This is a genomic window from Herbaspirillum sp. GW822-FHT03A08, from assembly GCF_058801885.1.
Genome location: NZ_JBXANR010000003.1, coordinates 596,718 through 611,092 on the forward strand (window position 1 = coordinate 596,718; position 14,375 = coordinate 611,092).

Below are 14,375 nucleotides of genomic sequence, written 5' to 3' on the forward strand. Positions count from 1 at the left end.
ATTGCGGGCGAATTTGCCTGCTTCCGTCAAACTCTGTGAAATTGTAGATAACGTGCGCTTAAATTCCATTAAATTGTCAGGATTCAAGTCTTTCGTCGATCCGATGAATTTCCAGGTGCCGGGGCAGTTGGTAGGTGTGGTAGGCCCTAACGGCTGCGGCAAGTCCAACATTATCGATGCGGTGCGCTGGGTACTGGGCGAATCCAAAGCCTCCGAGTTGCGCGGCGAATCGATGCAGGACGTCATCTTCAACGGTTCCACCAACCGCAAACCGGCCGGCCGCGCTTCGGTCGAACTGATTTTCGACAACGCCATGGGCAAGGCAGCAGGTCAATGGGGCCAATACGCCGAGATCGCCGTCAAGCGCACGCTCACGCGCGACGGTACGTCTTCGTATTACATCAATAACCAGGCGGTGCGCCGCCGCGACATTCAGGACATCTTCCTGGGTACCGGCCTGGGTCCGCGCGCTTACGCGATCATCGGGCAGGGCATGATTTCGCGCATCATCGAGGCGCGTCCTGAAGAGCTGCGCATTTTCCTGGAAGAAGCTGCAGGCGTGTCGAAGTACAAGGAGCGCCGCCGCGAAACCGAAAACCGTCTGCATGACACGCGCGAAAATCTGACGCGTCTTGAAGACATTCTGCGCGAACTCAACAGCAATCTGGAAAAGCTGGAAGCGCAGGCCGCTGTCGCCAAGAAGTTCAACGAACTCACCGCCGATCAGGAAGAGAAGCAAAAGCTGCTGTGGCTGCTGCGCAAGAACGAAGCCAAGGCCGAGCAGGAAAAATACTTCCGCGAAATCGAGCGCGCACAGATCGATCTCGAAGAACAAACCGCCAAACTGCGCCACGTCGAAACCGAGCTGGAACACATGCGCCAGGCGCACTATGGCGCCGGCGACCGCTTGCACACGGCGCAAGGCCATTTGTACCAGACCAACTCCGAAATCGGCAGCCTGGAAGCGCAGATCAAATTCGTCATCGAATCGCGCAGCCGTCTGCAAACGCAACTGAATTCGCTGACCGCGCAACGCGATCAATGGCAGCGTCAGGGCACGCAGCATCAGGACGATCTGGCTGAGGCCGAGATCCAGCTGGAAGAGCAAGGCATGCGCGTCGAACAGGCGCAGCAAGCCGTGCAGGATGCCACCGACAAGGTGCCGACGCTGGAACAAGCCTGGCGCGAAGCGCAACTCAAGACAACTGAGTCGCGCGGCAAGATCATGCAGATTCAGCAGCAAATCGAACTGGAGTCGGCGCATCAGCGCAATGCCTCCAACATCCTGTCCGGCCTGAGCGTGCGCCGCGAGCGTCTGGTGCAGGAAAAGAACGGCCTCAACCTGCCGGACGACGCGCACCTGTCCAATCTCAAACTGCAACTGGAAGAGAAGCAAGCCTCGCTTGAAGAAGCGTCGATGTATCTCGAAGAAGCGCAGGAGCAGTTGCCGAAGCAGGAAGAAGAACGCCGCACTGCCCAGGAACTGGTCAGCAAGGAAACCACCGAGCTGGCGCAACTGGAAGCGCGTCTCTCCGCTCTGAAGCAATTGCAGGAAAGCGTGCAGACGCAAGGCAAGGTTCAGCCGTGGCTGGAAAAGCACGAGCTGGCCAATCTGCCGCGTTTGTGGCAAAAGCTGCACATCGACGCCGGGTGGGAAACCGCGCTGGAATCCGTGCTGCGTGAACGCATGTCGGCGCTGGAAGTATCGAATCTGGATTGGGCCAAGGCATTCTTCAACGATGCGCCGCCGGCCAAACTGGCGCTGTTCGCACCGAATCCGGCTGGCTTGCCTTCCGAACCGGCGCCAAATGGCCTGAAGCCCTTCATCAACCTGCTGCAGCTGAATGATCCCGGCCTGCGCACGCTGATGCAGGATTGGTTGCACAACATCTTCATCGCTGACGATACTGCAAGCGCCTTCGTCGACCGCAGCAAGCTGCCGAACGGCGCTCTGTTCGTGACCAAGCAAGGCCATGTCGTGAGCCAGTCGAGCGTGCGTTTTTACGCCTCGGATTCGGAGCAGGATGGCATGCTGGCGCGCCAGCAGGAAATCGAAAACATCACCAAGCAGCAGCGTGCGCAATACATGCTGTCGGAAGAAGCCAAATCGCGCGCCGTACGCGCCGATGCGGCCATGACCAGCGCCACGCAGCGCCTGCAGGAACTGCGTCAGCGCGTTGCCGGCTTGACGCAGGCTGCACACAGCCTGCAGATCGAAGTGATGAAACTGTCTGAAGTACAGGAGCGCTTCAACCAGCGCAGCACGCAGATCGTCGCCGACCTGGCCGAAATCGAAGCGCAGGAATCCGAGCAGCAGCAAATCAAGACAGAATCCGAAGCCAAGTTCGAACAACTCGATATCGAACTGGCTGAACTGCAGGAATCGCACGAGAACGGCCAGACCGATTATCTCGGCAAAGAGCAGCAGCTGAACGATGCCCGCCAGCGCCTGCGCGAGCTGGAACGTGCTGCGCAGGAGACCGAATTTTCGGAAAAATCCCAGCGCAACAAGATCGACGAACTCAAGCGCAACATCGCCACCGCGTTGGAACAGGCGGCGCAATTGTTTGCCAGCATGCAACAAGGCAGCCTGGAACTGGAAAGCCTGGACGACCAGGCCGCGCAGGCCGGGCTGCAATCCTTGCTGGACAAGCGCACCGACCAGGAGCGCGCGCTGGCCGATGCGCGTCACGAGCTCGATCAGTTGTCGCAGAAGCTGCGTCAGCACGAAGAAGCGCGTTTGCAAAATGAACGCAGTCTGCAGCCGCAGCGCGACCGCATTACCGAACTGCAGTTGAAGGAACAGGCCGCGCGCCTGAATCAGGAGCAATTCACGGAAGCGCTGGCCAGCACGCAGGCCGACGAAGCCGCGTTGTCGGAGAAGCTGACCGACGACATGCGTCCTTCTTATCTGCAAGGCGAAGTGACGCGCCTGACCAATGCGATCGCTGCACTGGGCGCCGTCAACCTTGCTGCGCTGGATGAACTGGCGACCGCCTCCGAGCGCAAGAACTTCCTCGACGCTCAGCACGCCGACCTGAACGAAGCGATCACCACGCTGCAGGATGCAATCCACAAGATCGACATCGAAACCCGCGGCTTGCTGCAGGACACCTTTGACAAGGTCAACGGCCACTTCGCCGAGCTGTTCCCGATTCTGTTCGGCGGCGGCCAGGCCAAGCTGATCATGACCGGCGACGAAATTCTGGATTCCGGCGTGCAAGTCATGGCGCAACCCCCAGGCAAGAAGAATGCGACGATTCACCTGCTGTCCGGCGGTGAAAAGGCGCTGACCGCAACGGCGCTGGTGTTCTCGATGTTCCAGTTGAATCCCGCACCGTTCTGCTTGCTGGACGAAGTGGATGCGCCGCTGGACGACGCCAATACCGAGCGCTTCTGCAATATGGTCAAGCGCATGTCGTCGAACACGCAGTTCCTGTTCATCTCGCATAACAAGATCGCGATGGAAATGGCCAATCAGCTGATCGGCGTGACCATGCAGGAGCAGGGCGTGTCGCGTATCGTTGCGGTGGATATGGAAGCGGCGGCCAATTTCACCTCCGAGGTGCAGGCTGCCTGATGCCATAGCGATGGCGGCTTGAACGGGTAGGCAGGAAGGCGGTGCAAGTTTGATTTTTTTGACTTGCGCCGGTATTTTGCAGGGCTTGTGCAGCTTGACAAGCCTATAACGGAACACTACCCTGAACAGCTTGTCATACAAGGGCTTTAGCGCGCCGCTTTCTAAGCGATTCAGGCAAAAAATAACAAGATGGTAACGACAGGGGTGTATCGGTTTTATTGCAGCACCCGTGCAAACACCTGTCGACTCTCAGGAATCCATAAAGACCAGCTATGACCAGTTTTATCGAACCGAACATGTTTGATCGTATTGATCTGGCGCCTTGCGCCGGTCCAGTGATGAGCCGCGCCGCTGCGCGCGTCACTTTCAAGAATAATTCCAAGGTACATTCGGCATGACAGATCTCCAGACCAGTCTGATCGTCATCGGCGGCGTGATCGTCGTCGGTGTGATTTCCTATAACAAATGGCAAGAGCATAAGACGCGCAAGACCGTCGAGCGCGCGTTTTCGTCGGATCATGACGATGTGCTGATGAACGCCGATACGCAGTCGCAGCCTTTGCCGCCTGCACAAAAAACTTATCAGGCGCCTGTGCCGGCAGCGTCGGCGCCTGTGCAGGCATCTGCTGCTGCCATGCCTGTAGCAGCACCGGTCCAAACCGCACCGATGGCGAAATCGCCGGCCTCCATGTATGAAGACGACAGACTCGAGCCGGAGCTGTACGAACGGCCGAAGCCGGTGCCAGGTCCACAGGTCAATCAACAGATTGAGCCGCAATTCTCCGCATCCGACGAGCCGATCGAGCCGTATTTGTCGCTCGATACGCCGATCGACAGCCACTCTGACTATCCGGCAGACCCGCTGGGCACAGATGAGCTGGAAGCCGATTTAAGCCACGTGGAAGCTTCTCTCGCCGATCAGGGTATGTACGCCGGTGAGCCGGGCGCAGAACCTGCCGCGATTCAACCGCAGCGAGAGCTGCCGGTGGATGAGCTGGTCGATTGCATCATTCCGATTGCGCTCGATTTGTCGGTACGCGGCGAAAAGATTCTGCCGGGTGTACAAAATCTACGCCATGTCGGCAACAAGACCGTCAACTTCGTCGGTCGCACCGTCAACGGCGAATGGGAAGCAATCACCCATGGCAGCGTGTACAACGCCTTGCTGGCCGGTGTGCAACTGGCCAATCGCAACAATGCGCTGAATGAGCTGGAGTATTCCGAGCTGATCATGCGCTTGCGCGAGTTCACCGACTCCATCGGCGCCGAGCCGGAAGTTCCGGACATGGTTGATGTAATGAAGACGGCGCAAGCGCTGCACCAGTTCATCATGGACCATGACGTGCAACTGGGCGTGAATGTTCGTTCCAATGGCGCGCCATGGAATGTCAGCACTTTGCTGGCCGCGCTTACACGTCAGGGTTTCGACCGCCGCACCGACGGCCATCTGGTGATGCAGGACGGCGAGGGCGAAGTCTTGTTCTCGATGTCGACCAATGCCACCGGCGCAGCAGAAACCACTGATCGCCTGACCTTGTTGCTGGATGTGCCGCGCGTCGGCCCGGCTCGCGATGGTTACGGCGCCATGATTGCCTGTGCGCGTTCCCTGGCGATGCGCCTGGGCGGCACTGTGGTTGACGACAGCGACCAGTTGTTGTCGGATGCCGCACTGAGCGATATCGCAGAGCAGGTCAGCGCGTTTTACAGCGCGATGGAATCGGCTGAGATTCCTGCTGGTTCCAAGCGCGCCATGCGTCTGTTCAGTTAAGCCTGAGCGCTTCCCTACAAAGCGCACCTCACCATGTATCCAGATTCATTTTCAGCACCCGCGCCGGCAGACGACTGGCGTGCGCGGGCGGCTAGCCTCAAGGCGGCGTTGGACCGCCACAATCACGCCTACTACGTTCTCGACGACCCGAGTATTCCCGATGCGGAATACGACAAGTTGTTCCATGAGCTGCAGGCGCTTGAGCAGCTGCACCCCGAGCTGGCGACGGCGGATTCGCCGACTCAGCGCGTGGGTGGAACCCCGCTGCCGCAGTTTGAGCAGGTGCGTCATGCCATACCGATGTTGTCGCTGGGGAATGGATTTGACGATGAGGACATCGTTGCCTTCGACAAACGCGTCAAGGACGGCTTGTCGTCGCTGGTGGAAATCGCTTACGCCGCGGAGTTGAAGTTTGACGGCCTGGCGATCAGCCTGCGCTATGAAAACGGCGTGCTGGCAGGTGCCGCCACGCGTGGCGACGGCGCCACCGGTGAAAACGTTACGGCAAATATCCGCACCGTGCGCGCCATTCCGCTGCGCCTGCATGGCGATAACCCGCCGCAAGTGCTGGAAGTGCGCGGCGAAGTGCTGATGTACAAGAATGATTTCGCTAAACTCAATCAGCGCCAGCGTGATGCAGGACTGAAAGAATTCGCCAATCCGCGCAATGCGGCCGCGGGCAGTTTGCGTCAGCTCGACTCCAGGATCACGGCGCAGCGCACCTTGCGCTTTTTCGCCTACGGCATTGGTGTGCTGGAAGGCATGGACATGCCAGCCTCGCATTCGGCCTTGCTCGACTGGTATTCGTCGCTGGGCCTTCCCGTATGCAAGGAAAGAGCTGTGGTACACGGCGCCGACGGCTTGCTGAAGTTCTACAACGGCATCGGTGCCAAGCGTGGCGAACTACCCTACGAAATCGACGGTGTGGTGTACAAGGTCGATCGCCTCGATCAGCAGCAGCAACTTGGTTTTGTTTCGCGCGCGCCGCGCTTTGCATTGGCCCACAAGTTTCCGGCGCAAGAAGCGCTGACCGTGGTGCAGGGCATCGAAGTCCAGGTCGGCCGCACCGGTGCGATCACGCCCGTGGCGCGGCTGGTGCCTGTATTTGTCGGCGGTGTGACGGTGACCAATGCAACGCTGCATAACGAAGACGAAGTGCGCCGCAAGGATATTCAGATCGGCGACACGGTCATCGTGCGCCGCGCCGGCGACGTGATTCCCGAGGTTGTGGCCTATGTGCCCGAATCGCGTCCCGCTGATGCGAAGCCGTTTGAGATGCCGACAGAGTGTCCGGTGTGCGGTTCGCCCATCGTGCGATTGGAAGAGGAGGCGATCGCACGCTGCTCCGGCGGCTGGGTCAAATGTTCGGCGCAGCGCAAGGGCGGTTTGCAGCATTTTGTGTCGCGCCGTGCGATGGATGTCGACGGTCTCGGCGATCAGTTGATTGATCAGCTGGTCGACAAAAACGTCATCACGACCGCCGCTGATTTGTATCGCCTGGGCCTGACTTCGCTGGCCGAACTCGACCGCATGGCTGAAAAATCGGCACAGAACGTGCTCGACGCACTGGAAAAATCCAAGTCGACGACGCTTGCACGTTTCATCTATTCGCTGGGCATTCGTCATGTCGGCGAGGCGACCGCCAAGGAACTGGCGCGCCACTTCGGCAATATGGATGCCGTCCTGGCGGCATCGGAGGAGCAATTGCTGGAAGTCGCCGACATCGGCCCGGTGGTCGCGCGTTCCATCACCAGCTTCTTTAAAGACGGCCTGAACGTCGAGCTCGTCAATCAATTACGCGCCGCCGGCATTCACTGGACCGAAGGCGCAGGCGTTGAAATCCAGGCCAAGACGCTGGCCGGCAAGATTTTTGTGCTGACCGGCACATTGCCGACCATGTCGCGCGACGATGCGGCGCAAATGATCGAAGCAGCCGGTGGCAAGGTGAGCGGATCGGTATCGAAGAAAACCAATTATGTTGTTGCCGGCGCTGAAGCCGGCAGCAAGCTGACTAAGGCTGAAGAGCTGGGTATCGCCATCCTCGACGAGGACGCGCTGGTGGCGCTGGTGCAGAGCGGTCCGCCAGATGAGGCCGATGCAGTTGGTGCGGACGTAGCAGCTGGGTAAGCGGCGGGTATGGCAATAGTGGGTGATAATGCCGACAGACGCCAAAGGGATGTATTCATTTTTTATCGGGAGCTGCAATGACTAAACGAATCAAGAAAGCCGTATTTCCTGTTGCAGGCCTGGGCAGCCGCTTTTTGCCGGCAACCAAGGCGCAGCCGAAGGAAATGCTGCCCATCGTTGATAAGCCCCTGATTCACTATGCGGTGGAAGAAGCGGTCGCTGCGGGTATTACCGAGATGGTCTTCATCACCGGCCGCAACAAGCGTGCCATCGAAGACCATTTCGACAAGGCCTACGAACTGGAAGCCGAGCTGGAAGCAGCCGGCAAGCAACAGTTGCTGGATATCGTCCAGAACGTCATTCCCAAAAACGTGACCTGTATCTTCATCCGCCAATCCGCGCCACTGGGCCTGGGTCATGCGGTGCTGTGCGCGCGTCCGGTAGTCGGCGACGAGCCTTTCGCGGTGTTGCTCGCAGATGACTTCATGGACGTGGGCGTCGGACAGAAACCCGTCATGGCGCAGATGACGGAAGTCTACGAACGCGAAGGCCTGAGCTTGCTGGCTGTGCAGGATGTGCCACGCAGCGACACCAAGCAATACGGTATCGTCAGCGCGACGGCGTATCAGCCGAATCTTGAACGCGTCAATGGCATCGTCGAAAAGCCGGCGCCGGATGTGGCGCCATCGACATTGGCGGTGGTCGGCCGCTATGTGCTGAACAACCGGATCTTCGACTATCTGGAAACCATCGGCAAGGGCGCCGGCGGCGAGATTCAGCTCACCGACGGCATTGCTGCGCTGATGCACGCGCAGACCGTGCTGGCGTATCGCTACGAAGGGCAGCGTTACGACTGTGGTTCGAAGTTGGGCTATCTCAAGGCGATGGTCGCGATGGGGATGAAGCACTCCGAGACTGGGGCTGCCTTTACCGAATACCTCAAACAACTCGATATCAACGCTTGAGCATGGCGTAGAAGCAGCAAGGAGAGCAGGAATGGCAATACGCGAAATTCTGAAAATGGGCGATCCGCGCCTGCTGCGCCAGGCCGAGCCTGTGCAGCAGTTCGGCACGCCGGAGATGGATACGCTGATTGCCGACATGTTCGAAACCATGCGCGCGGTCAATGGTGCCGGACTGGCGGCGCCGCAGATCGGTGTCAATCTGCAACTGGTGATTTTCGGTTTCAAGAAAAACCTGCGCTATCCCGACGCGCCGGAAGTCCCTGAAACCGTACTGATCAATCCGACGCTGACCCAACTTGGTGACGAGACGGAAGAAGGCTGGGAGGGTTGTCTGTCGGTGCCGGGTTTGCGCGGTGTGGTGCCGCGATGGAGCCGCTTGCGCTATGAAGGATTTGATGAGACCGGTGGCCGTATCGACCGGACTGTGGATGGCTTTCACGCGCGCGTGGTTCAGCATGAGTGCGATCACTTGTGGGGCATTCTCTATCCGATGCGTATCAAGGATTTCTCGCGTTTCGGATTCACGGAAATTCTGTTCCCTGAGTTGGATCCGAATGACGATGACTGAATGACGAAGTCATGCTCGCAGTCCGGATCGGATGGCGAGCAGCCAATAAAAAATCGCGTGTGAAGCCTGACTTCAACACGCGATTTTTATTTTTGCGATGACTTCGTTACGTTGATCAGCCTTCCGCAACGCGCTTGGCAATATGTTCCAGCGCTTCTTCGATCTGATCGATCAGAATCAGACACAGGTCACCTTCCTTCAAAGATGCCAGTGCTGTGTCGATTGCCAGGAATTCACCAAAGACTTCCTTGGTTTCCTTGGTGCGGCGCGCATTGACCAGGCCTTGGCGGAGCAGGGCAAGCACTTCGCCATCGGCGCGGCCGCGCTGGCACTGATCCTGATACAGCACGACTTCGTCGAAAGCATCGCCGAGGATTTCCGTCTGTTGACGAATATCGATGTCGCGGCGATCACCGGCGCCGCTGATGACGACCGATCGGCGTTTGGCGGGAATGCTTTCCACCGCCTTGACCAGCGCGTTGATGGCGTCCGGATTGTGGCCGTAGTCGGCGATCAGTGTCGCGCCGCGGTAGTCGAACATGTTGAAGCGGCCGGGCGCGGTGCCGACGTCGCTGATGAAAGTGCGCAAGCCGGCGCGGACAATTGTCCAGTCCAGATTCAAAGCCCAGACCGCGGCAACCGAGGCCATGGTGTTTTCCACCTGGAAGCCGATGTCGCCGCCGCGCGTCAGTGGGATGTCGCCGAGTGCGAGACGGTATTCCTGATCGCCTTGCGCCGCGACGATGTCATTGCCGTCGCGGAAGACGACTCGGCGGCCTTGCGCGCGGTGCGTTGCCATGATCGGATGCTGCGGATCGAGCGCGAAGAAAATCACGGCGCCGGGGCAGGATTGCGCCATGCTGGAGACCATCGGATCGGCCGCATTCAATACGGCGTAACCGGTTGGTGCGACGTTTTCCACGATCACGCGTTTGACGACTGCCAGGTCTTCCACTGTGCTGATGTAGCTCAGGCCCAGATGGTCGCCCATGCCGATGTTGGTGACGACGGCAACGTTGCAGCGATCGAAACCTAGGCCTTCGCGCAGGACGCCGCCACGGGCGGTTTCCAGCACGGCTGCGTCGACGTCGGGATGGAACAATACGTTGCGCGCGCTGCGCGGGCCGCTGCAGTCGCCGGTATCGATACGTTGCTTGTCGATATAGACGCCATCGGTATTGGTCATGCCGACGCGCAGGCCTTTTTGCGCGAGCAGATGGGTGATCAGGCGAACGGTGGTGGTTTTGCCGTTGGTGCCGGCAACTGCGACAACTGGAATACGCGCATCGTCGCCGTCAGCGAACATGGTCGAGATGATGGCGTCGCCGACTGCACGGCCCTTGCCGTAAGACGGCGTCAGATGCATGCGCAGGCCGGGTGCGGCGTTGACTTCAACCACACCGCCTTCCTGTTCTTCCAACGGCTTGTGTACGCTGTTGCAGACGATGTCGACGCCGCAGATATCCAGACCGACCATTTGCGCCGCCGCAATCGCGCGTGCCGCCAGTTCGGGATGGACATCGTCCGTCACGTCGGTGGCGGTACCGCCGGTGGAGAGGTTGGCGTTGTTGCGCAGAACGATGCGCGCGCCTTGCGGCGGGATCGATTCGGCATCGTAGTTTTGCTTGGCCAGGGTCGCGAGTGCGATGTCGTCGAAGCGGATCTTGGTCAGCGAAGTTGCATGGCCATCGCCGCGCAGAGGATCGCTGTTGACCTTGTCCACCAACTGACGAATGGTATGCACGCCGTCGCCGATGACCTGCGGCGGATCACGGCGGGCGGCAGCAACCAGATGCTTGCCGATGACCAGCAGGCGATAGTCGTGGCCGGGCATGTAGCGTTCGACGATGATTTCGTCGCTGATTTTGACGGCAGCGTTGAATGCAGCGGTGATCTGGTCTTGCGTGCTGATGTTGACGGCGACGCCTTTACCCTGATTGCCATCGCGCGGCTTGACGACGACCGGTGCGGCGATTTCTTGCGCTGCGGCCCAGGCATCTTCGACGGTTTCGACCACGCGGCCGTTAGGGACGGGGACGCCTGCTGCGTGCAGCAGCATCTTGGTCAGTTCTTTGTCTTGGGCAATCGATTCGGCAATGGCGCTGGTGTCGCTGGTTTCAGCTGCCTGGATGCGTTTCTGGCGGCTGCCCCAGCCGAACTGCACCATACTGCCATCGGTCAGGCGGCGGAAAGGAATGCCGCGCTTGAGTGCAGCAGTGACGATGGAACCCGTGCTCGGTCCAAGGCGGACGTCTTCGTCGAGTTCTCGCAGGCGGGCCAATGCATCGGCCAGGTCGAAAGGTTTGTCTTCGGCAGCGGCCAGGCAGAGTTCACGCGCCAGTTCAAAGGCGAGGCGGCCGACGGCTTCTTCGCTGTATTCGACGATGACCTGATAGACGCCGGTTTCGACAGTCGGGACGGTGCGGCTGAAGGTGACCGGGCAACCCGCTTGCGACTGCAATCCCAGTGTCGCAGCTTCCAGCGCATGCGCCATGGAGACGGCCTTGGCTTCGCCGGCCGGTTGCAGGAAACCGATATGTGGGAAGCGCGCGCGCAGGCGTACTTCAAAGCCTGCGATGCCTTCAATGGCGCGTTCGGCCTCGGTGCAGGAGACGATAGCTTCTATCGCAGTGTGTCTGCTCCAGAGATTAGGGCCGCGCAGTACGCGAATACGAGAAACGTCCATCAACAAGTCTTCCTGAATGTGTCTTGGGCCATGCCGGCCGATTGTAGATCGTAGTTACGGTAAAGAGGTAACTGCGCCTGATCGTTAATGCAGAAGATCAGGCGGTCTGGGCCTTGCGCTTCTTGTCTTGTTCTTCTGCCTGCTCGGTGCCGAACAGCTCAATGCCGGCGCGAATCAGGTCGGCGGAGATGCCCAGTGCCCATGCTGCGGCAACTGCAGCCAGAACGTTCTCGATCTGAAAGCTGACGGCGCCGCCGCCGGTAATCGGGATCGCTGCCACGGCGCTGACGAGGATTTCCTTGTCGCCGCTGGCGAGGATGACGTCGCCGTTGCGCACGAATACGCCGCGCTTGCCTTGCTTCAGATGGCCGGCCATGACCGCACCTGCGGCGTCTGAACCAAAGAAAATGACTTCGCCATCGCACAGGCTCGCCATGTCTGCGACCAGCGGGTCTTCCGCATTGAGGACGGCTACGCCGTCCGGCAACACGACGTCGACCTGCGTGCGCTTGACCTTGGTCGCCATTTGCTCGGCATTGTCGATGTAGTACTCCGGCAGGCTGTCGGCCGGATCGATATTGGCGACGACGCCGACCTGGCAACGGTCATAGGCCAGGCCTTCGGACAGGATGGAGACGCTGCCGTTTTCAAATACGGCAGCTTCTACGGCGCGGTTGAGCAGGACACGGTGGGCTGCGCCCCAGGTTGCGCGATTACCTTTTTCGACCAGACGCTGGCCGAAGTAGAGTCCGTCGCCGCAGGCCAGGCCTACGTGCTTGCCGCTCAGGTGAATGATGCGGGCGACCAGACGAGCAATGGTGGTTTTGCCGTGCGTGCCGGTGATGCCGACGATAGGGATGCGGCCGGTGTCTTCCGGCTTGAACAGATGCTCGACGATGGCCTGGCCGACCGGGCGTGGCGTGCCTTCGGAAGGCTTCAGGTGCATCAGCAGGCCGGGGCCGGCGTTGACCTCGACAATGGCGCCGCGTTGTTCATCAAGCGGCTTGGAGATGTCTTCAGCCACCAGATCGACGCCGGCGATATCCAGGCCGACCACGCGTGCAGCCAGCGATGCAGTTGCGGCGACGCTTGGATGGACCTGATCGGTGACATCGATGGCAACGTTACCATTGCGGAGCAATAAGACCTTCTTGCCGCTTGGCGGTACCGAATCGGCGGTCAGGCCCTGGCGTTCCAGTTCTAGACGGGCAGCCGGCTCGCGGTCGAGGATGACCGGGTTCAGCGGATGCTCTTCCAGATCGCCGCGACGCGGATCCATATTGACCACATCGATCAGTTGCGAAATGGTCGACTTGCCGTCGCCGATGACGAAGATCGGTTCGCCGCGTGCGGCCGCAGCCAGCTTGCCGCCGACGATCAGCAGGCGATGCTCGTTACCGCGAATGAAACGTTCCACCAGCACGCTGCTGCCTTCTTCCAGCGCAGCTTTGTAGGCGGTTTCCACTTCGGCTTGTGTATTGAGGTCGATGAAGACGCCGCGGCCATGGTTGGCGTCGGACGGTTTGACAACCACCGGCAGGCCGATGTCTTCAGCGGCTTCCCACGCGTCTGCCGGGCTGTCGACGACACGGCCCTCGGGAATGGCGACGCCGCAGGACTGCAGCAATGTCTTGGTCAGATCCTTGTCGCGCGAGATGCTTTCGGCGATGGCGCTGGTCTGGTCGGTTTCGGCAGTCCAGATGCGGCGTTGCTTGATGCCGTGGCCGAGCTGGACCAGATTGCCTTCGGACAGGCGAATCGAAGGGATGCGGCGCTCGTCGGCGGCATCCACGATGCAGGCAGTGCTGGGGCCGAGGCACAGCGAGTCAACCATGTCGCGCAGTTTTTCAACCGCAGCGTTGACGTCGAAGGGTTTGTCTTCAATGGCTGCCATCACGAGATCACGACCGGCGTACAAGGCGGCGCGGGTGACTTGTTCGTGGCGGGCGCGGACGACGACTTTATAGACGCCGCGCACGGAGGTTTCACGCGCCTTGCCGAAACCGCCGGGCAGGCCGGCCATGTTTTGCAGCTCCAGCGTGACGTGTTCCATGATGTGGCCGGGCCAGGTGCCTTCTTTTAGGCGCTGCAGGAAACCGCCGCGTTCTCCATAACTGCAACGGTGCTCGACCAGTGACGGGAGCCAGCTTGTCAGGCGTTCATTGAAGCCGGGAATGATGTTCGACGGAAAGTCTTCCAGTTCTCCGATGTCGATCCAGACTTCCAGCGCCGGCCGATAGGTCCAGATGTTGGGGCCATGCAAGGGGAGGATACGGAGAAATTCTATATTTTTCATGGGTAAGCAGGTTTGCCGCTAAGCGTTGTCTGTTCTGTCGATCCAAGCATGAATAACGCATAAAGCCGTGATTGGTTTACTTGGCTTCAATAAAATGCGGACTATATGCGGACTAAATAAGCTGACAGCGAAGAGCCTCACAGCCAGGGCACACAAATATTGGCCGGAATTTTTGTTATTTATGCACGTTCCATCTGGATTTGGTCACCGGCCCCTTCCCTAAGTTGCCGATTTACACAAAATGTAACGATATTGTCGCAGAGTGTTTCCGGTCTTGCATGCAAAATAATCAGGATTTCGTCAGCTTGAAGCGCGGAAAGAGATAGTGCCTGTCATCGCCAAGGCAGCCTTGCGCGTTGTCGGGGTGGCAAAGCCATACGATATA

7 protein-coding genes are annotated in these 14,375 nt (G+C 59.4%); 5 read left to right on the top strand and 2 right to left on the bottom strand.

Annotated elements, in window-relative coordinates:
* Nucleotides 1-52 precede the first annotated feature (52 nt).
* The 5 genes from smc (at nt 53) to def (ending at nt 9,008) form a co-directional block, all read left to right on the top strand.
* The gene (gene smc / locus AC1RN6_RS11930; RefSeq protein WP_493005528.1) at nt 53-3,580 is read left to right on the top strand and encodes a chromosome segregation protein SMC; all 3,528 of its coding nucleotides are present in this window, start codon (nt 53-55) and stop codon (nt 3,578-3,580) included.
* 394 nt (nt 3,581-3,974) lie between these two features.
* Complete coding sequence (locus AC1RN6_RS11935; RefSeq protein WP_493005530.1) at nt 3,975-5,348, top strand: cell division protein ZipA C-terminal FtsZ-binding domain-containing protein; 1,374 nt, start codon at nt 3,975-3,977, stop codon at nt 5,346-5,348.
* Nucleotides 5,349-5,381: 33 nt separating this feature from the next.
* Nucleotides 5,382-7,475 (top strand): NAD-dependent DNA ligase LigA, encoded by a 2,094-nt coding sequence (gene ligA / locus AC1RN6_RS11940; protein WP_493005531.1) that lies wholly within the window; start codon nt 5,382-5,384, stop codon nt 7,473-7,475.
* A gap of 77 nt (nt 7,476-7,552) precedes the next feature.
* The gene (gene galU, locus AC1RN6_RS11945; RefSeq protein ID WP_493005532.1) at nt 7,553-8,440 is read left to right on the top strand and encodes a UTP--glucose-1-phosphate uridylyltransferase GalU; all 888 of its coding nucleotides are present in this window, start codon (nt 7,553-7,555) and stop codon (nt 8,438-8,440) included.
* 31 nt (nt 8,441-8,471) lie between these two features.
* Nucleotides 8,472-9,008 carry a peptide deformylase gene (gene def / locus AC1RN6_RS11950; protein ID WP_493005533.1) on the top strand — a complete coding sequence of 179 codons (537 nt, stop codon included), beginning with the start codon at nt 8,472-8,474 and terminating at the stop codon, nt 9,006-9,008.
* A gap of 115 nt (nt 9,009-9,123) precedes the next feature.
* Here def and cphA read toward each other — a convergent pair whose 3' ends face one another.
* Entirely contained in the window at nt 9,124-11,694 is a 2,571-nt protein-coding gene (gene cphA / locus AC1RN6_RS11955) for a cyanophycin synthetase (protein WP_493005535.1), read from the bottom strand.
* Between the two features lie 97 nt (nt 11,695-11,791).
* Nucleotides 11,792-13,990, bottom strand: coding sequence for a cyanophycin synthetase (locus AC1RN6_RS11960; protein WP_493005537.1), 2,199 nt, complete (start codon nt 13,988-13,990; stop codon nt 11,792-11,794).
* Nucleotides 13,991-14,375 lie beyond the last annotated feature (385 nt).

What these genes read in the sequence shown, in the direction of transcription:
- galU (WP_493005532.1), top strand. Translation starts at nt 7,553, where the DNA reads ATGACTAAACGAATCAAGAAAGCCGTATTTCCTGTTGCAGGCCTGGGC.
- AC1RN6_RS11960 (WP_493005537.1), bottom strand. Translation starts at nt 13,990, where the DNA reads ATGAAAAATATAGAATTTCTCCGTATCCTCCCCTTGCATGGCCCCAAC.
- AC1RN6_RS11935 (WP_493005530.1), top strand. Translation starts at nt 3,975, where the DNA reads ATGACAGATCTCCAGACCAGTCTGATCGTCATCGGCGGCGTGATCGTC.
- def (WP_493005533.1), top strand. Translation starts at nt 8,472, where the DNA reads ATGGCAATACGCGAAATTCTGAAAATGGGCGATCCGCGCCTGCTGCGC.
- cphA (WP_493005535.1), bottom strand. Translation starts at nt 11,694, where the DNA reads ATGGACGTTTCTCGTATTCGCGTACTGCGCGGCCCTAATCTCTGGAGC.
- ligA (WP_493005531.1), top strand. Translation starts at nt 5,382, where the DNA reads ATGTATCCAGATTCATTTTCAGCACCCGCGCCGGCAGACGACTGGCGT.